We start from the raw sequence: 22,030 nt of genomic DNA, 5'->3' as shown, positions 1-22,030 counted from the left end.
TTGGCTAAATAGATTTGTTTGTCTTTAAATTTAAAGGCTGATTTGGTAAATTCGGCACTTCCTCCTTGATGTTTTTTCTTAAAGTTAGGATACTTAGTACGACCAGCAAAGAAATTAGTAAAAGCTGTTTGTAGGTGTCTTAACCCTTGTTGTAAAGGTACACAGCTAACTTCGTTTAAAAACTCTAATTCTTCTTGCTTTTTCCAATCGGTCAACATTGAAGAAGTTTGAGCGTAGCCTACTCTTTCTTGCTTTTCGTACCAAGCTTGTGTTCGTTCGTGGAGAGCTTTATTGTAAACTAATCTTACACAGCCCAATGTGCGCCGCAATAGCGACTCTTGTTCTGGTGTCGGGTAAAATCGGTAAGAATAGGCTTTTTCCATGTCTCATATTTTAGCATATATTTCGTAAACGATGCTCATATTTAACAGCAAAGCCGCCGTAAAACGGCGGGGTTTCAGACCCAAATTTTCGATGACCCTAGAGTAATAGTTGCATCGGCGCTGGGGTGGCGTTCCGTTCCCTTCCTCCGTATGGCAATATCCTGATTTTCCTAACTGGCAAGCTACTAAAGAACAGCTTTCTCGGATACTCATGCCGCGCTGGATGTTTTGTCGATATTCATCAAAAATGTAGCGGAGATCTTTGGGGTAGAGTCGGCCTTCTGAGCCATTCAAGTAGGTAATCCGACAGAGAAAATCAAAAAATTCAGGCTTACTTTTAAACTTGAAATAGCGGTTATCGTAGCGGCTAGATTCATCAAAGATAAGGCGATCTTCTCCTAAATTTTCGATGATTCGCACTGAGCCATCCCAAGCTTCATCGGGTTGACCGATTAACTGATAGGTTTCGACTCCGAAATCTTGACCATTCATGATTTGAGGAGGTTTTCGTCCCCAAGCTCCTACGAATTTGAGTCCGCAAAAGTTGTTGGCAAAATATCCGGTTCTAGTTAACCCAAATCCTGATTCATTAACGGCTTGACCGCCGAGAAAGGCTGCTGGTACGCCATATTTCCTTTCCATCTCGATACAGATGGGTTTAATCTCCTCCATAAACTGTTTTTTCATGCCTTCAGTCAGGGGAGAACCAGGATTGTAACAATTACCGTTTCTTCCCCTTTCTCGGTCTTCAACAGGAACAGGTGAAAACTTGATGTTCATTTTTATTCCTCAATTCGAGCGTTGTCAGAGAAATTGAAGCAGGCAGAAGGCAGATTTGAAGGTCTCAATCCTATATTCTTGCACTAACATCGGATTTTAACAGGTCAAAAGCCTTATTTTAAAAGGGTTTTACCATTATTCAGCCAGCCCTACTTAGTTTCATCTAAAATTAAGCTCTTTGAGCGTTGTAAATTCCGTACAGACTTTACCCCCCCCGCACATTTGTCAAGTCTTTTAAATAATTCTTAATATTTATTTCCGTTTTGCTCTCTGGCTCTCGTCCGGCTTCTCGACGGAATCGCTAAAATGATCAGGGGTGTTTTAGAGGCAAGTCTATGAGTGAACCGGTAACTCTTGAGGATATTTACCAGCTATTCCGCGCTTCCGCTGAGGAATATGATCGCCGGGCTGAGGAATATGATCGCCGGGCTGCCCAATCCAAGGCGGAATATGATCGCCTGGTTGCCGAATCCAAGGCGGAATATGATCGCCATAGAGTCGAAATAGAGAACCTCCTGGCCGAATCTAAACTAGAAAGCGATCGCTCGATGGCAGAACTGAAACGGACGGTTGAACGAACCAGCAAAGCGGTAGATAGTCTCACCACTCGCTGGGGTCGATTTGTGGAAGAATTGGTAGAACCGGCGGTTTTACGGCTTTTTCAGGAAAAAGGCCTCGATATTAAAGAAGTTTATCCCCGCGCCAGAGTCAAGCGTCAGGGCATCGCCATGGAAATTGATATCCTAGCCGTCGATGATACCGATCTCGTGGTGGTGGAATGTAAATCTAGATTATCTAAAGATGATGTGGATGAATTTATTGAAAAATTGACTCGTTTTAAAATCGCTTTTCCCCATTATAAAAACTATCGAGCTTACGGTGCGGTGGCGGGAATTGAAATCAACGAGGGGATCGATCGATACGCTTATAAAAAAGGTCTATTTGTGATTAAACCCTCTGGGGATACGGTGGCCATTATTAATGATGCCGACTTTCAACCGAATACTTGGTAATTTCCCTAGTCAAAACAATCGCTATGGTTAACCTTTCCTACAATAAAAATCGCCTTCTTCCCAGTATCGGGAAATCGCTATTTAACCGCAGAGGAAAGGGCGAGGGCAGCTGCGGCGCTCGCCCAGCAAGAACGTTTAGCCAAAGAGGAAGCGGAACAAAAAGCCCAACGACTAGCGGAAAGACTAAGATCACTGGGTATCAACCCCGATGAAATGTAAGGGTGGGTTCCAGGCAATTTTAGGGGATTAATCGCGTAATAATTCCGGTTCGGTTAATTCGTCGGTCATTTCCATCAGGGCTCGTTGGACGGGTTTAATCATCGGGTCATCGATATTTTCTACGGTATCGTAGCGGACGCGTTTGGCCCGTCTAGCGACTTGCACGACGATCGAGTAACGATTGCTGGCCGCATTCATCAGTTTATCGGTGAGATAAATCATCTCGGAGGAGTCGAATTTAAACCGTTTGGACATAGTTATATTTAGCCTTCTCTGGTGAATTTGGCACTTGTCACTGATAATAGGTTAGTGATAAGTTTTATTACTCAGTCCACCTTACCATATTTTGTCCACCTTAAGGATAGGGTTATCCTTGATCTCGATCGGATTTTGTCAACTACTTTTTACAAAACTTAAATCAATTTTATACAAGTTTAAAAATATACAAATAAAGAGATAATTTTTGAAATAAATAAACCCAAAAAAGGGAGACAATTGCGGGGGCTGTAAATACACTTGAACGTATAACTTCCCCCTCGATTTAGCTTCCGGTGATACTATCCCCATGGCCTTGACGGCAGCGGCGATCAATGGTTAAAAATAAACAGATGCTGGATCCCCATCCAACATCCGCGTTCTAACTCTGCACACATTTTGCTAAGTCCTCATGATAAGTTAAAAAACGCTTCCTTTTTGGGGGCGTTTTTATTTATTCGATTGAAAAAACCGATGACAATCATTACTAAAGCTGATAAGAAAGTGGGGTGTGGGGTGTGGGGTGTGGGGTGTGGGGTGTGGGGAGAATAAATAAAATAATCTCCTATCTCCTGACTCCTAACTCCTGAATACTGACTCCTAACTCCTGAATACTGACTCCTAACTCCTGACTCACCGTTCGCTCATTTCTCGAACCGAAAATTTGATGAATTGTCTCAAATGCAGTCTAGCAAACGCATTGAGCGTTCTACTCGAATATTTATTAGTACAAAAAGACCATTTGGAAGTTAACGAATTGATCAGGGTTTGAGCGAGTCAATTGGCGATCGCATTTTCGGTACTTTTCTGCTTACCTTATTCGCTAAAAAGCATACAGGATAAAGGTTAAAGCAATTTTAAAACCCTTCCCTTAAAAAATTAAGCGAACAATGAGTCCTGAATACTGACTCGGAGACTTCTGACTCCTAACCCAATGGTAGATGTTGGATTTTTGCGGGAGTTCTATTTTCCGACAAAGATAACCAAAAATTATTTATTGACTGCAAAAACTTGAGAATATTTAAATTAACATTCCGCAATATTTATAAATTCTTAAGAATTAATTGAGAAAGATTGTTATTTAACAACGATGTTATGCTGGTTACAGCGATTTGATAAAATTTCATAGTGGGTTATTCTGTGCTTTTTTGGCCAGCAATAGTTAAAACCCTTGCCACACCTAGAAGGTAATCCTAATTAAGACGGGTAAATTAGTCAATTTCACCCACAACGATGATCTTTTTTTTATGTAGTTTTATTGCAAAAAAAAAGTTTTTTTGACAAAAAGCACAAAGTATGATATTTGCCCAAGGTATTTCTGGTGGCGAGTAATTATTGTAGAGGGGGGAGATGGGAGAATAAATAAAAGCAATCTCCTGACGACCGAATACTGATAACTGATAACTGACTCCTGATAACTGATAACTGATGAAAAGATTAGCTTGGTTCGATCGCTTAGTGTTAGCGAGTATTTTGGCTTTAATTGCCGCGATATCGTCGATTTTGATCCAGGGAAATCAAGTCCCGACCCGAGGGGAGAATTTTAGCTGGCAAGGGCGAAAAATCGGCGTTAGGGACAATTATTTTACTTTAAGTTTTAATCGACCGATTGACCGTTCCGATATAGAAACCAGCGTGGTGATCGATCCTCCCTTGCCGGGTAAAATTAGCTGGTCTGGCGATCGCTTGACCTATACCTTGACGGAATTGCCCATCTACGGCAAAAAATATCAAGTAAAGTTACCCATTGCTCAAGGTGAGGACTTGATCGGCGAATTTTACAGCCACGATCGAGCTTTTGCCTATATTGGAGTCAACCAAGAGGAAAGAGGCCGTTTAATCGTCTGTAATATCATTCAGGGGGCAAATAAGGTCACAGAACTGAAAAAAACCATCCTTACCCCTGGGGATCTGGTGGTCACGGATTTTCAAATCTATCCGAGGGGGGATAGAATTTTATTCTCGGCCTTCGATCGCTCTGACTTAGGACGAGATACCCCAAAACAGCAACTTTACACAATTACCACGGGTTTAAATCATGACGAAAATAGTCAAAATTTGCCTAGTGGTCGTATAGAAAGGTTTTTAGATGCGAAAACTTATCAAAATCTGCGCTTTGATCTCTCAGATAACGGCAAAACCCTAATCGTGCAGAGAATTAATCATGGGAATCCGGGGGATGCCAGTTTATGGGTAATCAGCGATGATGGACAATCGCGACCGTTAGGAATACAAGCGGATAATTTTTTACTATCTCCCGACGGTAAAAAAGCGGTTGTCAGTCAAACGGGAGGGGTAGCGGTGATTCCTTTGGATGTCCAAAAGGGAAAACCGCAATTTTTGCCCACCTACGAGAAAATACTCGCTTTTTCCCGGGATGGTCGCCAAAAACTAATGGTAAAATCAGAACCAGATAATCAGCGATCGCTATTTCTGCTCGACGATCAAGGAGAGTCAAGACTACTATTAAGAACAGCTAATCCGATTATTAGCTGTGAATTTGAACCGCGACAGGAAAAAACCCTTTACTGTCTGAAAAGCGATCTGGTTATGGGCAGCGATGGCAAGGTGAAAGAAGAACCATTTTTAGCGATTATTGAGCTAAAAACGGGTAAAATGATGCCCCTGCTGGCCTTACCTAATTATCGTGACGTGCAGATGAGTATGTCTCCCGATGGCGTGGCCTTATTATTTGATCAGTTAGCAACCACACCCTTTGGAGTCAGAAATGATTTAGTCACCGGGGAGGGGTCGAGCATTGCCGATGGTCGTCTCTGGTTATTACCACTTCCTGATCAGTTCAGTCCCAATAGCACCCCGAAAATTTTACCTCAAGAACTCAACGCCGGTTTTAAACCCCGTTGGCTGCCCTAATAGAGCAGAATTGAGGAGTTAGGAGTCAGTCCCGATGAAAAAATTTTCACCCCCACAGATGAAAGAGGTTTCCTTCCCCACACCCCACACCCCACACCCTACACCCTCTTTCAAGTCAGGAGACAGGAGAGAAATCGTTACCTAATCAGGTGACTCGGAGAATACTGACTCCCGAAAACGAAAACCTCATACCTCACCATTAAGATAACTGCTATATGCTACTTCAGCGATTTGCTTTTTTATTGCGTCCTAGTGGCGATATCGAGATCGAGCGGGGGATTCGGACTTTATTGGCGCTCGCGGTACCGATTATTATCGGTGATATTTTAGATCAGTCAGAATTGGGGTTAATGGTCGGTTTAGCGGCTCAAATCTTGATTTTAGCCGATGTGGGGGGACTTTACTGCCTGAGAGCGAAAACCCTGGTCGCTACGACCATTGGGATGGCTCTAGCTTTGATTATCGGCACATTAGCCAGTGCTTGGTTAGGATTGGCCGTAGTGATAGTTTTTTGCGGGTTGTTTCTAGCGGGTTATTTGACAGTTTACGGGGAAAATGGGGCGTTAGCTGGGGTAGTAATTAGTTTATTGCTGCTTTTTGCTGTTTCTTTGCCATCGGGAGATATTGTCGTCGCTTTACAACGGGCCGGAATCGCTGTGTTGGGAGGGGGATGGACAATTTTTTTAGCCCTGTTTATCTGGCCTTTTCGCCCTAATCAGCCTTTACGTCAGGTAACGGCGGAAAATTTTCAGGGTATCGCCACCTATCTCCGCTCTTTGCCCTTACACTCTCGTTCTAATGCTAATGAGGAGCCATATTTTGACAAAATCCGCCAGCTGTTGCTACGTTCGAGGAAAACTGTCACCTTGACGCGTCGGGGACGTTGGGGAAAAAGTGAGCTGCGGGAATTGTTAATCGTCTTGATTGAAGATAGCGATCGCATTAATACCAGCTTAATTGCGCTGCGAGAATTGCTTCATCTTCATCCCTTGCCACAACTGACCACGGTGGGTATTTTATTAGAAGATATTCTCGTGCAAGTGGCGGAAATTAGCGAAGATATTGCCTGGTTAATTTTGGGTAGAAATAAACAACTGGATTGTGAGCGCTTGCAGCTATTACTCAAGGCGATCGAGCAACAAAAAAACCTGCAAGCTAAAGTTTTAGAAAATGCCCAGGATGATTATAGCAGTTATGTGGCAATTTCGCAATTAAATAATCGTTTAAAAAAATTATTTAAACAGCTAAAAATAGCCAGTGAAACAGCGCAACATTTGCGGCAAAGCGAGAACTTTTCCGATAAAAAAAATCCCTGGCAGCGGAACTTTGAAGGGATAGAAAAAGAGTACAGTCAAGAAAAAGCTTGGTGGGAACCATTAAGAGCTAATTTTAATCTAGAATCGCCCCTATTTCGCCATGGTTTACGCTTGGGTTTGGGAAGTGCGCTAGGAGTCTTGATTTACCATAAGCTAGGAATTACCCATAGTTTTTGGATTGGTTTAACCTTAGTTATTGTGTTAAAACCAGATTTTAGCTTGACTTTTCAACGCTTTTTTAATCGGGTGTTTGGCACGATTTTAGGCTCGTTTTTTGTTTTGGCACTGTTGCCAATTATAGATAATCCGATCTGGTTAGAAATTATTGGAGTGATTTCTATAGCGATCGCTTTAGCCTTGGTGCGATTTCACTATAGTTTGGCCGTATTTTTTATCACAATTTTTGCTTTAATCATCAGTCGTCTGGATGCCAGCAATGACGGTATTAATTTAGAGTATATCAGAATAGTTTATACTTTAATCGGTAGTGCTTTAGCCTTTGCACTTTCCTTCGGTTTTTTACGGTTTAATGAAGATGAACGTTTTTCCCTCGCTGCCATTAAAGCATTAGAAGCTAATCAAATATATTTTCAGTCAGTTATGGCAGTTTATTTAGGAGAATCATCCTATCAAACTGCAATTTTATCTTCCCATCGCAATAAAGCTCGACGAGCAAATACAACTATGCAAACGGCCTTACAAAGATTAATTGATGATCCTAGCACACCCTTTCCACAAATGGAACCGGCAATCACTTTAAGTAATTATATTCCTCGTTTTGGTCGCGGGGTGACAGTTTTATTGACGGAATTGGAACAATATCGCGGTAGTCCTCCCCATCCTAATCTCAGTCTGTTCACGCAACAAATAACCCAAGCTTTGACGCAATTAACCCAAGCTTTGCAAACAAATAATCCTCCTTCTCCCTTACCTCCCCTCGAAGATACTTTAGAAAATATCCTCGATCATTTGCAAGAATTGCGAGAGGAAAGGTTAGTAGAAATTGGCAATCAACAAGAGGGAACTAATCTCCATAAATATTTAGGGGATTATAATATTGTCACCACGGAACTTGTGGAATTATCCAGTCGTGTTGGGGTAATGAACACAGCAATCGATCGTTTTATTAGAAGTTAAAATTTAGTTATAACAACAGAATTTAGTAGTCAGGAGGAAAATCGATTAACTTCGATAATTTCCGTATATTCAAAATTATTAGGACTGCGTTTCACTAGAGAATAATCAACACCATGAAGATTAATTAAATCCTCTTGACAATCTGCTTTCGGAGAATTATAAACTAACACATATTCTTTACCAATATAGGGAGAAATCTCGGTTTCTACTTCTCCTCTCCATTGAGTTTTTGTCACTAAAACAACTAACTGATTGGCTAATTTAGGAATAGCGATCGCAACTTGCCGACGATAGATATGATCAAGACTACCAAAAGGGGAATCCATCACCAGAGGAAAAGTGCTGCTATCAATTCCCATCAAAGTATTTTTCTGACTCCATTCTCGCACTCGATCGATAATTCCCCCGATAAAAGATAAACTGAGAATCTGATTTTCTCCGGTGGAAGCTGCCACGGGAATAGCGAATCCTGTGGTATTTTCTAATAGTCTTACCTCGTAATCGGGACTAATACGGGGAATATAGGGAGTAAAAGAAATTGAGTTAAAGATTTCCTGTACCCGTTTTTCTAAGGACAAACGAAACTGATTTTCTAATCTCTGTCTTACCTCACTAATGCGATTAATTGCCTCTTGAGTCGCTAAACTACGTCGTTGTCCTAAATTATATTTTTCCTCTTTTTGTTGCTGTTTTTGTACCTGTTTTTGCAGGGATTCTAACTCTTTCTCATAGATATCTAGTTGATTTTTATTGCTGCCCTGTTCCAAGCGTAAATCTTTTAGGGAATCCTCGATCGCATCTAAGTGAGATTGCAGATTTTTAATATCTTCATCGGGATAATGGCGAAATTTATCCCGCACTTCATCTAATTCTGATTCTACCAAAGATAATTCTAAGCGCCACTGGTGAATATTAGCTTGATAATTATCCACTTCTTGCCAAAAATCTAACACCCGCTTATCTATTTCTTTGACTGTGGAAGATAAGCGAATGGCCGCTTCTTCCACATCGGCCATTCCTGCTTTATTCATCCAGTCTTGTACCTGTAAATAAGCTTGGCTATTCTCCTGTAATTCCTGGCCACAAATACATTTTTTCCGCTCTAATAATTGTTGGACAAATTGCTGTTTGATACCACTGGGTAATTCCCCTTGTTGTCGTAGGCGATCGATTAATTGCTGAAAATTTTGATTAATTTCTTTTAAAAAGACTTGATAAGCTTGCTGGGAAATTAATTTCTTTAACTTATCCTTAGTTCTGACTAAATCTTGCCGCAGATTTCTTTCCTGTTGTTCTAATTTTTCTTTTAACTGTTTTAATTCCTCGGCACCACTTAACTCTAATAAGCGATTAGTCACGGCTTTTTTTAATTCTTCCTGCTGGGATAACTGGTTAATAATATCCTGCTGACGCTGTTTTAATTTCTCGAAATCCTGCTCGATTTTACTTTCCTGTTTCAATAACTTTTTTAAATCCGATTCTCCTAAATCTTTAAGCTCATCTTGTAAAGATTTTTTGGCTTTTTTTAAATGCTCGATCGCTCGATCTAGTACTTTAACTCCCAATAATTCTTTTGTATCCTCGGCGATTTTACCTTGGCTACTACTGCGAAATTGATGATCGATATATTCCCCATCAAAAAAGAAATAACGGTGTAAACTTTCGGGTAAAATTTGATTAATAATATCCTCTGGTGGTTGATTGGGTGTGTACCAATTGCCATCATCACCAGCGTAGAGCATATATAAACTATTTGAACCGTATTTAATTTTACTATTTACATCTTGATAGGCGAAAAATTTTCGTTTTACCTGATAGCGTTTATTTTCATGTTCAAAGTTTACTTCTGCGGAACATTCTAGGGAGGTTCCCGTGCTTACCTCGGTAATTGCCCGTTTATTAACTAATAACTCTGGTTCGGCAAAAGCTGCCGTAAATTTTTCATAAAGCACCCAGGTACAAGCATTTAAAATTGTTGTTTTTCCTGCCCCATTATTGCCATAAATTACCGTTGTATTGCGAGAAGTCGCTGCTAAATGTATCTCAGGAGTCTTACCATAAAATTGTCGAAAATTACATAACTTTATTGATAGTAGTTTCATATTTATATAGAGGGGATGATGGGGAAGTTTTTTTAGTGAACAGTAAACAGTGAACTGATAACTGATAACTGATCACTAATTATTGAATTACTTCTTTAATAATCGTTAAAACATCATCATTGATATTGCGAGGATTGCGCTGGTATAACTTATCTCTTTCCAATTTTAAAACTCGATCGATGATTTTTCGCACATCTTCGGGAGCGTTTAAAATCGGTTCTTGGATATTTTGGAGATTATTATCAGGATTAATCATAGGGCAGATTTTTTAATATTTACAGCCGCTGCATCTCAAACAAAATCCTTGCCGGGGTACGTTAATCTATTGCTAACGCACCCTCACCCTAGATTGTTTCTCTAAACGAAACTTAAATAGGGTAACTTTTGCGCGGTAGATTGAATCAGATCGAGATTTTGTAAAAGCTGTCCGCAGGTATCCCAACCCCCTTCTATTAACATCTGTCGGGAACCTTCATTCATAGAGACGGTAGCGACAAAATCCCCCCATTCCACCGTCATAGTTGTCAAGGAAAGATCGAGGGGAATTTCGGGATTAGCTGCAATTAAATCCTGTAAATGGGCGATAGTTTTAGCCTCAGCAGTGACACAGGGAACCCCATTAGCGATACAATTGCCAAAAAATATTTCGGCGAAACTTTCCCCGATAATTGCTTGAATTCCCCAACGTAAAATCGCTTGCGGTGCGTGTTCCCGAGAAGAGCCACAACCAAAATTACCATTGACTACCAAAATTTTCGCCCCTTGGTACTGGGGTAGATCGAAAGGATGACTCCCCTGTAAAGCGGCTCGATCATCGGCGAACACTTGTTCTCCTAAACCTTCAAAGGTGATACAACGCAAAAAACGAGCCGGAATAATGCGATCGGTGTCAATATCGTTGCCTCGCAAGGGTAAAGCTCGTCCGGAGATGGTTTTAACTTGACTCATGATCTTTTTCTAACTTTTACTAGCAGTGACAAAAAAAGTGGTTGCATCTTGCCATACTCCCTGATCGGTGGCATTTTTCTCGATTTCTCGGCGATAATTGTTCACTAGAGTCGCAATTTCGCCAGCCGATAGGCGACCGAACCGCCTTTTTTTAACCATTGATACCATTTTGCCAGCACTTGCGGGATATCGGGGAAAAGTGCAATCGCCAGAGAACAGGTAATCAGATCGAAACTAGACTCGGCAAAGTCAATAGCAGCTATATCGGCGTTAATTAGGTCAATATTCTCGATATTTAATTCTTCTAGCTTTTTTTCGGCTCTGGCAATCATTTCCGGCGTGAAATCAACCCCGATGACACTTTTCACTTTTGGGGCAATTGCGACCGCTATAAATCCCGTTCCCGTTGCCACGTCTAGCACAGATTGGCTTTTTTGTAAATAGAGATAATTGACTAATTTAAGGGCGCAAGCTTCAGTAAAATCGTTATCGTAATCGTGACGACGGGCATAAAAATCAATCACTTGACGCTGATAATCGTTGCTCATCTTCTCTATTGCCCAATTATCGACAAAGACTGACCCAATTGACTTAAATTAAGAGCATGGCCGCCGGTAACTAGATAAACCGCGTCTGCTATTGTGCCAATTCTACGACAGAGATCGCCTAAACGATCGCGAAACAGACGACCGAGGGGATAAGCGGGAACCACACCCCAACCGGTTTCTTCCGCCACCAGAATAACATCAACCGCCGCGTTTTTGAGGGAATACAAGAATCGATCGCTGATTTCTAACCATTCAGCTGCCGACATTTCTAAACAATTGGCTACCCAAGTACCGAGGGAATCAATTAACAAACAGTGAGTAAATGGGCTATTATCAATAGTTTCGCTTAATTGTCGGGGAATTTCTCGGGTTTGCCATTGGGGGGAACGTCGCTGCCGGTGTCTTTCAATGCGATCGCACCATTCTTGATCTTTTTCATCCACCGAGGAGGTGGCGATATAAATAACGGGTTTTTGGCTGATTTTGGCTAAATATTCGGCCCATTCACTTTTCCCAGAACGGGCAGCCCCTGTAACTAGGATAATTTTTTCATCCACGATCGAGATTTTGGCAAATAACTACAGTATATACGGGAGAAAACTGTCCTATTCTCGATCATCAAAACGGTGAATATCATCATCTCCTAAATATTCGCCATTTTGCACCTCGATCATCACCAAAGGAATAGAACCGGGGTTTTCCACCCGATGACGGGTATTCATGGGAACATAGGTAGATTCTTTTTGTTTGAGGAGAGTTTCTTTTTCATCACAGAGTACCCGCGCTGTACCGGAGACGACAATCCAGTGTTCACTGCGATGGTAGTGCATTTGGGTACTCATGTGATGGCCGGGTTTAATGACAATGCGATTGATGCGATACCGGGGACCTTCCTCCAATACCGTCACTGTTCCCCAGGGGGGAGTCCGCGTCATTTCTAGGTCTTGGGGAGAAGGGGAGGGAGCATTAATTAAGTCATCCATGGCAGTGGTCTCCAAACTTGATTAACATTCTAGTGGACAATCTCTGGTTTGCAGCTATTAGCTAAAGGTGTGTGGGGTGTGGGGTGTGGGGTGTGGGGTAATGGGGTGATGGGGAGAATAAATAAAATAATCTATTGAATCCTGTCTCGGAGTCTCCTGTCTCGGAGTCTCCTGATCACTGATTCAAGAGGGCAATTGTTTAAAATCAAAATTTGTGTCTTTTCCCTTGACAGATGGCTCGGTTTGTGCTAGGCGATTAGCCATTTGTACCAGATCCACCCCGGTAGCTTGACGCAATTGTTCAGCAAAGGCAGTCATTTTCGGGACAAGATTACCATCACCTCCGTCCACTACCGTCACCGTTTGCACCTGCACTTCTGGGACACTAGCGACCATTAATTTCAGCAATAACTCCAATTTTTGGTATAAAAAGATGTTTTTAGCGTTATTTCCCGCTCCTTGCCAAGAAGCCGCTAATTTTTTGGTTCCTTCCGCTTGCGCTTTCCCCTGTTCGATAATTTTGGCCGCTTCCCCCCGGGCTTTTGCGATCGCTTGTTGACATTCCGCTGCCGCAGGGGCGATCACATCTGCTTGTAATTGCTGTTTAACCTGCTTAATTCGGGCAGTTTGTACCGCCACTTCGGCCTGTACTTTAGCTAAATCGGACATAACCACCGATTCTACCTCAGCAATCATGGCGCTGCGCTTAGTTTGAGTGTCGCGCACCCGTTTTTCTGCGTCAGCTTTGGCTATCTCTAAATCTTTTTGGATACGACGCAAAGCGGTTAGGCGTAGATTCTCGGAATCCTTGATAATCGATGTTTTTCGGGCTTTTGCTTCTGCTATCCGGGCATCTCTCTGTAATTCGGCTTTTTGCTTCCGTCCGATCGAATCGAGATAACGCACCTCATCGGAAATATTCTGGATCTGCAAACTATCCAAAACTAAACCCAATTTTTCCAGATCCTGTTCCGCTTCTTCTAGGAGACTTTTAGCGAAAGCAATCTGATCGGAGTTCGCTTGTTCTGGGGTTAAATTCGCCAAGACACCGCGCAAATTGCCCTCGAGGGTTTCTTTAGCCAATTGTTCAATTTCCTTGCGTTTCTTGCCCAATAAACGCTCGATCGCATTATAAATAATCGGTTCTTCCCCAGCAATTTTAATATTCGCCACCCCGGTGACGATCAACGGCACACCGCCCTTAGAATAGGCATTAACCACCTTGAGATCGATGATCATGTTGGTCAGGTCCATTCGATACACTTGTTCTAGCATAGGTAAACGAATACTGCTGCCCCCTTTTACCAAACGATAACCGATGGTTTTGCCCGTGGCCGTGGGACGACGACTACCAGCAAAAATTAAGACTTCGCTCGGTTGACAGATATGGTAATAGTTACGGATGACTAATAAACCCGCACCTGTCCCTAAACCGAAAACTCCCAGTAAAACAGCGATAAATTCCATAGATTTTATTACGGTCGATGCTCGGATCAAATTAACTAAATTGTATCCATCAATTTCCAACTTTGACAGACGTTGAAGTCCAGTAGGGTGGGCTACATATAAAATTATCAATAGTAATGATAGAGTAAAATCCTCTAGTTTTATGTTGACTTCAATCAAATTGCTTCTAAAATGTACACTTGACATCCTCGCCGCCGTAAAACGGACGGCGATTCCCAAACCTGACGATTTAGGTTTCTGCTTCTTTCCCTTGCGGGGTTCCGCACCTGCCTTAACAGATTTACTCTGTTCTGGTCTTATGGTCGCTCTACAGACTGACACCGCAAGCCCTGCGGCCAAAATATTTTTACTAGCGTTAACATCTCGGTCATGGTGTGTCCCACAGTCTGGACAATCCCATTCTCGAACATTTAACGGCATCTTTTCGACAATATGCCCGCAATTACTACACCTTTTAGAGCTAGGAAACCATCTATCTATTTCGATGTAATTTCTGCCGTACCAACGGCATTTATAGGCTAATTGTCGAGTGATTTCTCCCCAACTAACGTCAGATATTGCCTGAGATAATTTCGGGTTTTTGACCATATTCTTGACGGCTAAATTCTCAACCACAATCGTTTGGTTTTCACGGACTAATTGAGTGGTTAGCTTGTGTAAATGGTCTTTTCTGTTATCAGTAATTTGGGCGTGAATCTTGGCTACTTTGATTCTCGCTTTTTCCCGATTTTTTGAGTCTTTCTGTTTTCTAGACAGATTTTTTTGGGTTCTTCGTTACTTGGTATGGTTCAATAGGGTGGCATAAATCGACTAAATCCTTATCTGACAAGAGTTCTATTGATTAGTTCGTTCTAGATCGAAAACAATTGACAAAAATCGCATCAAAGTCCTTCTCTATAAGGGTTTCATCTCTTATAATCCTGTCCGTTGCATAGCACAAACCGAAGAACCTTTTTTTGCGCCTTTCGCAGTCTCCGATAATGTTTCTTAAAATGCTTAGGATTAGATACCTTGTCTCCATCGCTTGTAATTACTAGGCTACTAATTCCTAAGTCAATTCCGATGGCTTTATCTGTTACTGGTAATGGCTTAATTGTTGGGTCATCAAATCTAATTGAAATATGCCAACGTCCAGAAGGATGTAATCTGACTGTTACTGTGCTTGGTTCACAGCTTTCTGGTATTTGTCTTGACCATCGAATAGGTAAAGGTTCTGTGCATTTAGCTAAATAGATTTGTCTGTCTTTAAATTTAAAAGCAGATTTGGTAAATTCGGCACTTCCTCCCTGATGTTTTTTCTTAAAGTTAGGATACTTAGTACGACCAGCAAAGAAGTTAGTGAAAGCTGTTTGTAAATGTCTTAACCCTTGTTGTAAGGGTACACAGCTTACTTCATTGAGAAAGTCTAATTCTTCTTGTTTTTTCCACTCGGTTAGCATTGAAGAAGTTTGAGCGTAGCCTACTCTTTCTTGCTTTTCGTACCAAGCTTGTGTTCGTTCGTGGAGAGCTTTATTGTAAACTAATCTTACACAGCCCAAAGTGCGCCGCAATAGCGACTCTTGTTCTGGTGTTGGGTAAAATCGGTAGCGATAGCTTTTCCATGTCTCATATTTTAGCATATATTTCGTAAATGTGCTAATATTTAACAGCAAAGCCGCCGTAAAACGGCGGGGTTTCAGACCCAAATTTTCGATGAATAATCTCAAAAAATCTCTCGGCATTTGTTGACCGTCGCTTCTGCTGCTGTGGGTATCCCCGAACCTACGAGTGTTCTTGGTTGTATCACACTAGGGGGTTTAATGCTAGGGGGTACTGTCCGCAAAGCGAGAAAATAATGTCCCAGAGAGAGGAGGCGCGGGTTTCCTCTCTCTTTTTTGAGGGGTTTTCGAGCCTTCAGCTTTCAGTATCTATCCCTAATTCCCGCAATCGTGCCGCTAGTTGTTCTGCTCGTTGTTTAGCCGCAGAAGCCTCTTGTTTAGCCGCAGAAGCCTCTTGTTTCGCCGCAATTAACTCCTCATCGGCAAGGGGAATTAACTCTCCTTCCAGCGTCAACCAGCGCAACCATAGCCGCTCAATCCCCCGATAGGAACCTTGCCACAAACCCAAGCTCAATTCCAGTGGAGGAATCGGTAAGCGTCCCTCCACTAAAGCTACGGGTTGGTAACGACCGCCTACCAGTTCAAACGCTTGAAGTTGGTTAGTATAGCGACTGAAAACCACATAGTAGGGAATCCGCAGAATCTGTTCATAAACTGTCCACTTAGTTGGCGGTTCCCCGGGTTGGCGTAGTTCTTCGCCTAAATCTTGATTTTCCGTACCTGGAGACAATAATTCCACCACAATCGTCGGAGAAACCCCTTCCTGCCAAATCACATAGCTTAAGCGCAGGTCATGGCCATCGTAGAGGCGAGGAACACCAACCACCCCAAACCAATCGGGACGCTTGTACCATTGAGGGTGTCTGACATTGTAGTAAAGGTTGAGGTCAGCAGCGCTAAAAACTAGGTCTGGTTCCCAGTTGGGAGGCTGGAAAGTCAGTAGTAATAACTGAGGTTGTAATAGGTGAAATTCGTCAGGCAAACCGGGTTCAAGTGGATTGTCACTAGGTAAATCATACATCGTCGGCAAGGATTGCCGAGGGGAAAGGGGAGGGTCAGATTGGGGAATGGTGAAGCTAGGTGTAGTCATAATTTTATTTTAGAAAACGGGTTTCTGAAAGAAACCCGTTTTCTGTGTAGGGTGCGTTAAGCGGCTATCAATTTGTCATCAAAAAAACCAAACTACAAACTACAAACTACACTGTAATCTTGATTGAACTAACAGCGTCATTTTCATGATTTATTTCTGGCATTTTTGAAGCGACCGTTATCGTTAATTTCAATCCTAAAGCTTGAAGCCAAGAGGTTAGTTGATTCATGGCTTCAGGTGCAGGTTTTTGCATTAGTTCTTCCAATTGCTTCGCCTGAATTTTGATTTGTTCTGGTGTTAGATTTTGAGGGCCAAGGGCTTCTAGGACGTGATTGAACGCGAGTCTGAGTAATTCTGATTCAAATTCATATTCATCTCCCTCGAGATGAGTTCCCAGATAAACTGCTGCATAATGGGAATCTTTAAGGGATTCGATCAGGGAATCATGATAACTATCACTGATTGGCATTTTCTCGGCTCCTATAGTCTTGCCAATATTTTTGGGCTATTTCAATGTCTTTAGCTTGCGTTTTTTTATCTCCTCCACACAGGAGTAAGATAATTGTTGTTCCGATTTGTCCAAAGTAAACGCGATAACCAGAACCATAGTCTATTCGTAGTTCATAAACTCCTGCTCAAAGCTGATTTATAATCCCCTAAGTTACCTAAATTAACCCGGTTTAGGCGTTGAGCAATTTTAGTTTTAGCCTTAATATCCCGCAAAGAATCGAGCCATTGGGCAAAGGGAACTTTGCCGTCACTGGTAACATAACGTCGAATTTCTCTGGGTTGAGCCGCCATGGGATAATTATAGCAGTTATACTATTTTTCTAAAGTAATGGCAGATATGGTTAATTACCCTCACCCCCAACCCCCCACCCCCCTTATCAAGGGTAGGGTTGATTCATGAATCAACCCTACCCGACATCGTAGAGCAGGGGGGGTGGGAGAGGGGAGTATTTAGAAAACGGGTTTCTTTCAGAAACCCGTTTTCTAGGGGTGGGAGTATGTCAAACTAAAAAGTAAAGCTTAGACAGCCCATCTTTATCATGCCAGATCAGCCAATCTCGATCGCCCAATACTACCACGAGCGGACCAAATACGACCCCCAGACGATCGCCTCAAAAAGTAAAGGTCTTGATTGGAGTCAACAACCCCATCCCTTCAAAGAATACAAAATCGGTCAGACGTTCGATCTCAAACCCTACCTCTCCCGTCAAATGGTTCCCCAAAAAGGAGACTTTTGGCGACGTATATCGCGAATTTTGGGCTGTAGCTATGGGTTAACTGCCAAAATCGCCACTATGGGGAGTCCCTTGTACCTACGTTCCGCACCCTCTGCTGGTGGATTATACCCCGCCGAGGTCTATCTGATCTCCCGTGGCACGGAATTTTTACCCGCCGGTCTCTACAGTTACCAAGGTCAAAGTCACTCGCTGCTTTTATTCTGGGAAAGTGATGTCTGGACCAACCTACAATCTGCTTGTTTCTGGAATCCTGTTTTAGAAAATACCGATATCGCTGTAGTTACCAGTGCCATTTTTTATCGGTCCGCTTGGCGCTACGAAGATCGAGCTTATCGGCGTATTTTCCTCGATACAGGGCATTTATTAGGCAATATTGAGCTATCAGCCTCGATTAATGACTATCGCGCCCATTTAATCGGTGGTTTTAACGATATCCAGATGAATGAATTGCTTTATCTCGATTCCGAGAAAGAAAGTGTCATGACGGTGATTCCTTTGGCAGATCTGCTCAATATCCGGCAAAATCTCCCCCCTAGTACCACGGCACTCCCTTCGGCAACCACGACTCTTTATCCCGAAATTCCCGAGGGAGAATTATTAAACTCCCTACACCGAGCCACTATCATAGCTACAGATGAGAAGATAGAAGCAACTGTTACCCCCTCTAATTGGGAAGATAAATATAATTTTCCTTTTTGTCTAAAAGTTTCCGTGACATCCCGTCCCGTCAATTGGGGGGAAGATTTAATCGATCTGGAAAGTACGATTCTTAAACGCAGATCTACCCGCGCTTATAGTGGTGCTAGTCTCAGTTTAGACGAATTGCGAGCGCTGCTGCATTTCACCTATCAACCCCAAGATTATGTCGGACAAAATCTCGACCCCAATCCCGATTATTTTGCTCTGGATTTATTGGAAACTTTTATCGCTGTTTCGGCAGTAACTGGATTAGAGGAAGGCTGTTATTATTATGCTCCCAAAGCCCAAGAATTGCGGCAAATTCGCTTTAAAAATTTCCGGCAAGAGTTACATTATCTCTGTTTAGGTCAGGATTTGGGACGAGATGCGGCTGCTGTGGTTTTTCATACGGCGGATCTGTCAAAAGCAGTGGCTAAATATGGCGATCGAGTCTATCGTTATCTTCATGCAGATGCGGGTCATTTGGGACAGAGATTAAATTTAGCGGCTATTCATCTGGGGTTAGGGGTTAGTGGTATCGGTGGTTTTTTTGATGATCAAGTTAATGAAGTGTTAGGAATTCCCTCCGATGAAGCAGTTATTTATATCACTACTTTAGGCCGACCGAAAGTTTTTTAAGGTGAGTTTGAACCATTATTAGTTTAGCTGGGTTAAGTATAGCCAGGCTGACAGTTTTCTGTCGGTTTATCCCAGAAGACTTAAGGATAAACCCCCTTGTTTAAGATTCTCTGAGACTTTCTCTCTCTAATTCGATTAAATTATCGATTTTTTTTAGCTTGGCATCCCCGGCAAGATAACCGATCCCGCGATGTAAATGTAAGCGAAATTGTTGAGTTAGAGTTTCTTTATCGGTTCCTAATCCGTCTTGATGACAACGTTGTTTAAGGGCAATTAAGAAAATATCGGCCATTTCTCCCCCGAATACTTTCCAGGATAATTCTACATTGCTATCGGCAGGAATGGGAACGGGAGAGGGGAGACTCGGTTCAGCAAGGGAACGACAAAAAGCCCAACGACAGAGGATATTCCATTGGTCAATTTTAGTGTAGCGTTTTAATTTTATTAGGCTATCTTTGGCGGTTTGAGATAGTCGAAAACGTTCGATCGGTGATTCCATAATCTATAATTTTACCTCGCTCTTACCGATGAGAAAATAGTTAGTCATGCTCAATACTGTTTAATAGGAGAGTGGGAAGTGGAGAGCTTTTTTTCAGTGATCGGTAAACAGTGAACTGATAACTGATAACTGATTCAATGTCTCAAGTTAATTGGGGGAGAATTTCTTGGGAATTTATCTCAGTCATAATCTTACCAAAAGTAGCGGTCAGGGTGAATAGTAGTTTGACGTTGTTGGGAATTATATTCTAGCAGGTATTTTCTGGCGATTACTTCCTGTTCTTCTAATAAGAGTAGCTCATTTTGTCCAATTTCTGTATCGGTAGAAAGGAGGATGACTTGAGAGGAAGCGGCGGGAAAATAACGTTCAACTAAATTATGGCGATGGGAAGAATCTAAACGTCCGAGGGGTGTATCGATAGCGATGGGTAAATCTCGTCCAGAGACTCGCGCTAATCCCCACAAAAAAGCGATCGCTAATAGTTGTTTTTCTCCGGCAGAAAGACGGTGTTTAGGCACATTTTGTCCATCGGGACCAAAGAGAGATAGACCAAAAGTATCAGCATCGATCGCTATTTTCTGCACCAGATCGGACTTATGCAATAAATAACGAAAACATTCCGCCACTTCTCCCTCTAATCTATTTAATTTTTTTAAAGTTAAGCGTTCTTTAAATACTTTTAAAGTTTGCTGTGCTTTGACAATAGCATTGACGATATGTTCGTTACTTTGCGATTCTAAAGCTTTCTCACTATAGGCAAATAATTCTTTTTTAGTTTTCTCAATTTTCTTTTTGATTTCCTCATAATTTTTGTGGCTTTGCTCGTATTCCGCTTGAGCATTTAGATACTTTTTCTGAGCGGTTTTTAAGTTATTACTCAGGGTTTCGTATTCTTCGGGAGAGGCTGCTACTGCTAATTCTCGCTCTAAATTATCTAAGTCAGCTTCCAGATTTCTTAATTGTTCTATTGCTTGATAAGCGAGGTTAATTTGTGCCGGTAGTTGATGGGTTAAGACTCGATTTAATAACTCGATCGCCTCCTCGTCTAAATCTAAGTAAGGAGTAATCAAAGAATCGCTATCCTCAGCTAAAAACTGATTTTCTTGCTGTAAAAATTCTCTAATATTGTCTAATTGTTCTAAAGTTAAATTCAGTTGTTCTAAATAAGCAAGTAACTTTTTATCTCTGGATTCTAAAACCGATTGAGCGACTTGAGACGATTGAAATTTTAGCTCTTTTTCTCCCTGAATTTTAGCCGCTTCTAGGAGAGGAAAAATTAACTTTAATGGTAAAAATTCCCCCGCCAATTGACCTAAATATTCTCTCTGTTTATCTAACTTTTTATCTAAATCCTTTTTTCTGCTCTCTAATTGACTTCTTTCGGCGGCAATTTTTCCGCCATCAATGCGAAATTTATCCGAGACTGCATCAAAATCATTTCTAACCAAATCTAAATTTTTTTGTTGAGTTTCCATCTCTTGTCTAGCCAATTCCAAATCTTCTTGGTACTGAGCTAATTTTTTCTCAATAGCTTCAATAGTTGCCAGTTCATTTTCTGCTGCTAATAACCGGCGCTTACGACTAGCTAAAATATCGAGATCAACGGCTAATCTTTCCGCTAATTCTAACCCTAATAAAGTCTGCATCGAATCCTTAACGCTGTCAGGAGGTACATCCTGTTCTGCCAATTCTTTTACCTGTTCCCCATCAAATAAAAAGAGGTTAGAAATACCCAAAGGTAATAAAGTTTCAATATATTCATCCCAAGTATTAGCTAAGGCGGGATCAGGCCAATCTTCATCTAAAATACCGAGGGTATCCCTACCATCTTTGGGCTGTTTTGTCCAGTATCTAACGATACGATATTGTCGCCATTGTTCATTAACTAGATGTTCAAAAGCCAGTTCAATTCTAGCTTGATCGATGAGGGAAGCTTGATTATTAACTGCTTGACTGAGAAACTCGGCATAACTTAAATTATTGCGAGTAGAACACTTTGCCCGCGCACCGTACAAAGCCAAACGAATCGCATCCATTAAAGTAGTTTTACCGCCCCCATTCATGCCTCCCAAAAGGATAATCGGACAGGGATTGTTGTCTTTTTCGGGACGTAAATTAATCACTTGACGACCGGCGTATGGACCGAAATTTTGCAAAACTAATTCAGTAAAAATCATTAACAGTCAGCCTTATTTAAGTCGAAAGTTTTAGGGAATCTCCTGTAAAAATTATACCTGAAAAAGTGCCGCAGATA

The 22,030-nt window shown here is 41.8% G+C and carries 18 protein-coding genes and 4 pseudogenes; 5 read left to right on the top strand and 17 right to left on the bottom strand.

The window, feature by feature from the left end:
* Positions 1–383 (bottom strand): RNA-guided endonuclease InsQ/TnpB family protein (locus H6G48_RS19080; RefSeq protein ID WP_190722853.1); only part of this gene is annotated, 383 nt, incomplete at its 3' end.
* 3 nt (positions 384–386) lie between these two features.
* Positions 387–1,163: a glucosaminidase domain-containing protein gene (locus H6G48_RS19075; RefSeq protein ID WP_242034696.1), complete on the bottom strand. Its 777-nt coding sequence runs from the start codon at positions 1,161–1,163 to the stop codon at positions 387–389.
* A gap of 335 nt (positions 1,164–1,498) precedes the next feature.
* Between H6G48_RS19075 and H6G48_RS19070 the strand changes: the two genes are divergently transcribed.
* Positions 1,499–2,176, top strand: coding sequence for a YraN family protein (locus H6G48_RS19070; RefSeq protein WP_190722852.1), 678 nt, complete (start codon positions 1,499–1,501; stop codon positions 2,174–2,176).
* A 246-nt stretch (positions 2,177–2,422) separates the two neighbouring features.
* On the opposite strand, the gene H6G48_RS19065 is transcribed toward H6G48_RS19070, so the two are convergent.
* Positions 2,423–2,650: a DNA-directed RNA polymerase subunit omega gene (locus tag H6G48_RS19065; RefSeq protein ID WP_002761217.1), complete on the bottom strand. Its 228-nt coding sequence runs from the start codon at positions 2,648–2,650 to the stop codon at positions 2,423–2,425.
* 1,428 nt (positions 2,651–4,078) lie between these two features.
* Here H6G48_RS19065 and H6G48_RS19060 point away from each other — a divergent pair.
* Together H6G48_RS19060 and H6G48_RS19055 are read left to right on the top strand one after the other, a co-directional pair.
* Positions 4,079–5,524: an Ig-like domain-containing domain gene (locus H6G48_RS19060; RefSeq protein ID WP_190722851.1), complete on the top strand. Its 1,446-nt coding sequence runs from the start codon at positions 4,079–4,081 to the stop codon at positions 5,522–5,524.
* Between the two features lie 215 nt (positions 5,525–5,739).
* Entirely contained in the window at positions 5,740–7,977 is a 2,238-nt protein-coding gene (locus tag H6G48_RS19055; protein WP_190722850.1) for an FUSC family protein, read from the top strand.
* A 29-nt stretch (positions 7,978–8,006) separates the two neighbouring features.
* Here the strand turns inward: H6G48_RS19055 and H6G48_RS19050 are convergent, their stop codons facing one another.
* The 9 genes and pseudogenes from H6G48_RS19050 to H6G48_RS19010 form a co-directional block, all read right to left on the bottom strand.
* A complete protein-coding gene (locus H6G48_RS19050; RefSeq protein ID WP_190722849.1) occupies positions 8,007–10,079 on the bottom strand; it encodes an AAA family ATPase in 2,073 nt (690 codons plus the stop codon).
* Between the two features lie 79 nt (positions 10,080–10,158).
* Positions 10,159–10,335, bottom strand: coding sequence for a hypothetical protein (locus tag H6G48_RS19045; RefSeq protein ID WP_012266504.1), 177 nt, complete (start codon positions 10,333–10,335; stop codon positions 10,159–10,161).
* A 101-nt stretch (positions 10,336–10,436) separates the two neighbouring features.
* Complete coding sequence (leuD, locus tag H6G48_RS19040) at positions 10,437–11,027, bottom strand: 3-isopropylmalate dehydratase small subunit (RefSeq protein ID WP_190722848.1); 591 nt, start codon at positions 11,025–11,027, stop codon at positions 10,437–10,439.
* A 104-nt stretch (positions 11,028–11,131) separates the two neighbouring features.
* Positions 11,132–11,575 carry a class I SAM-dependent methyltransferase gene (locus H6G48_RS19035; protein WP_190722847.1) on the bottom strand — a complete coding sequence of 148 codons (444 nt, stop codon included), beginning with the start codon at positions 11,573–11,575 and terminating at the stop codon, positions 11,132–11,134.
* Between the two features lie 5 nt (positions 11,576–11,580).
* Positions 11,581–12,132 carry a bifunctional adenosylcobinamide kinase/adenosylcobinamide-phosphate guanylyltransferase gene (gene cobU / locus H6G48_RS19030; RefSeq protein ID WP_002755665.1) on the bottom strand — a complete coding sequence of 184 codons (552 nt, stop codon included), beginning with the start codon at positions 12,130–12,132 and terminating at the stop codon, positions 11,581–11,583.
* A 48-nt stretch (positions 12,133–12,180) separates the two neighbouring features.
* Positions 12,181–12,558, bottom strand: a complete 378-nt coding sequence (locus tag H6G48_RS19025; RefSeq protein ID WP_190722846.1) for a phosphomannose isomerase type II C-terminal cupin domain — start codon at positions 12,556–12,558, stop codon at positions 12,181–12,183.
* Positions 12,559–12,741: 183 nt separating this feature from the next.
* Positions 12,742–14,025: a flotillin family protein gene (locus tag H6G48_RS19020; RefSeq protein ID WP_190722854.1), complete on the bottom strand. Its 1,284-nt coding sequence runs from the start codon at positions 14,023–14,025 to the stop codon at positions 12,742–12,744.
* A gap of 225 nt (positions 14,026–14,250) precedes the next feature.
* A pseudogene (locus H6G48_RS19015) lies at positions 14,251–14,790 on the bottom strand (RNA-guided endonuclease TnpB family protein); the annotation flags it as partial.
* Positions 14,791–14,984: 194 nt separating this feature from the next.
* Positions 14,985–15,644, bottom strand: a pseudogene (locus H6G48_RS19010) (RNA-guided endonuclease InsQ/TnpB family protein); the annotation flags it as partial.
* Positions 15,645–15,770: 126 nt separating this feature from the next.
* Between H6G48_RS19010 and H6G48_RS26495 the strand changes: the two are divergent.
* Positions 15,771–15,860, top strand: a pseudogene (locus H6G48_RS26495) (PEP-CTERM sorting domain-containing protein); the annotation flags it as partial.
* 58 nt (positions 15,861–15,918) lie between these two features.
* On the opposite strand, the gene H6G48_RS19005 reads toward H6G48_RS26495, so the two are convergent.
* The 3 genes and pseudogenes from H6G48_RS19005 to H6G48_RS27250 form a co-directional block, all read right to left on the bottom strand.
* Entirely contained in the window at positions 15,919–16,713 is a 795-nt protein-coding gene (locus tag H6G48_RS19005) for a Uma2 family endonuclease (RefSeq protein ID WP_190722845.1), read from the bottom strand.
* A gap of 106 nt (positions 16,714–16,819) precedes the next feature.
* A complete protein-coding gene (locus tag H6G48_RS19000) occupies positions 16,820–17,182 on the bottom strand; it encodes a hypothetical protein (protein WP_190722844.1) in 363 nt (120 codons plus the stop codon).
* A pseudogene (locus H6G48_RS27250) lies at positions 17,169–17,514 on the bottom strand (type II toxin-antitoxin system RelE/ParE family toxin). Before H6G48_RS27250 ends, H6G48_RS19000 begins: the two are co-directional and overlap by 14 nt.
* A 248-nt stretch (positions 17,515–17,762) precedes the next feature.
* Between H6G48_RS27250 and H6G48_RS18990 the strand changes: the two are divergent.
* Complete coding sequence (locus tag H6G48_RS18990; protein ID WP_190722843.1) at positions 17,763–19,277, top strand: SagB/ThcOx family dehydrogenase; 1,515 nt, start codon at positions 17,763–17,765, stop codon at positions 19,275–19,277.
* 100 nt (positions 19,278–19,377) lie between these two features.
* Here the strand turns inward: H6G48_RS18990 and dndE are convergent, their stop codons facing one another.
* Together dndE and dndD are read right to left on the bottom strand one after the other, a co-directional pair.
* Positions 19,378–19,776 (bottom strand): DNA sulfur modification protein DndE, encoded by a 399-nt coding sequence (gene dndE, locus H6G48_RS18985; protein ID WP_052277560.1) that lies wholly within the window; start codon positions 19,774–19,776, stop codon positions 19,378–19,380.
* 191 nt (positions 19,777–19,967) lie between these two features.
* Positions 19,968–21,953 (bottom strand): DNA sulfur modification protein DndD, encoded by a 1,986-nt coding sequence (gene dndD / locus H6G48_RS18980; protein ID WP_190722842.1) that lies wholly within the window; start codon positions 21,951–21,953, stop codon positions 19,968–19,970.
* Positions 21,954–22,030: the final 77 nt, after the last annotated feature.

The organism is Microcystis flos-aquae FACHB-1344 (assembly GCF_014698375.1).
In the GTDB taxonomy this organism is placed as follows: domain Bacteria; phylum Cyanobacteriota; class Cyanobacteriia; order Cyanobacteriales; family Microcystaceae; genus Microcystis; species Microcystis aeruginosa.
This window is presented reverse-complemented; position numbering and strand designations above follow the sequence as displayed.

What these genes read in the sequence shown, in the direction of transcription:
- H6G48_RS19075 (WP_242034696.1), bottom strand. Translation starts at nt 1,163, where the DNA reads ATGAACATCAAGTTTTCACCTGTTCCTGTTGAAGACCGAGAAAGGGGA.
- H6G48_RS19070 (WP_190722852.1), top strand. Translation starts at nt 1,499, where the DNA reads ATGAGTGAACCGGTAACTCTTGAGGATATTTACCAGCTATTCCGCGCT.
- H6G48_RS19065 (WP_002761217.1), bottom strand. Translation starts at nt 2,650, where the DNA reads ATGTCCAAACGGTTTAAATTCGACTCCTCCGAGATGATTTATCTCACC.
- H6G48_RS19060 (WP_190722851.1), top strand. Translation starts at nt 4,079, where the DNA reads ATGAAAAGATTAGCTTGGTTCGATCGCTTAGTGTTAGCGAGTATTTTG.
- H6G48_RS19055 (WP_190722850.1), top strand. Translation starts at nt 5,740, where the DNA reads ATGCTACTTCAGCGATTTGCTTTTTTATTGCGTCCTAGTGGCGATATC.
- H6G48_RS19050 (WP_190722849.1), bottom strand. Translation starts at nt 10,079, where the DNA reads ATGAAACTACTATCAATAAAGTTATGTAATTTTCGACAATTTTATGGT.
- H6G48_RS19045 (WP_012266504.1), bottom strand. Translation starts at nt 10,335, where the DNA reads ATGATTAATCCTGATAATAATCTCCAAAATATCCAAGAACCGATTTTA.
- leuD (WP_190722848.1), bottom strand. Translation starts at nt 11,027, where the DNA reads ATGAGTCAAGTTAAAACCATCTCCGGACGAGCTTTACCCTTGCGAGGC.
- H6G48_RS19035 (WP_190722847.1), bottom strand. Translation starts at nt 11,575, where the DNA reads ATGAGCAACGATTATCAGCGTCAAGTGATTGATTTTTATGCCCGTCGT.
- H6G48_RS19025 (WP_190722846.1), bottom strand. Translation starts at nt 12,558, where the DNA reads ATGGATGACTTAATTAATGCTCCCTCCCCTTCTCCCCAAGACCTAGAA.
- H6G48_RS19020 (WP_190722854.1), bottom strand. Translation starts at nt 14,025, where the DNA reads ATGGAATTTATCGCTGTTTTACTGGGAGTTTTCGGTTTAGGGACAGGT.
- H6G48_RS19005 (WP_190722845.1), bottom strand. Translation starts at nt 16,713, where the DNA reads ATGACTACACCTAGCTTCACCATTCCCCAATCTGACCCTCCCCTTTCC.
- H6G48_RS19000 (WP_190722844.1), bottom strand. Translation starts at nt 17,182, where the DNA reads ATGCCAATCAGTGATAGTTATCATGATTCCCTGATCGAATCCCTTAAA.
- H6G48_RS18990 (WP_190722843.1), top strand. Translation starts at nt 17,763, where the DNA reads ATGCCAGATCAGCCAATCTCGATCGCCCAATACTACCACGAGCGGACC.
- dndE (WP_052277560.1), bottom strand. Translation starts at nt 19,776, where the DNA reads ATGGAATCACCGATCGAACGTTTTCGACTATCTCAAACCGCCAAAGAT.
- dndD (WP_190722842.1), bottom strand. Translation starts at nt 21,953, where the DNA reads ATGATTTTTACTGAATTAGTTTTGCAAAATTTCGGTCCATACGCCGGT.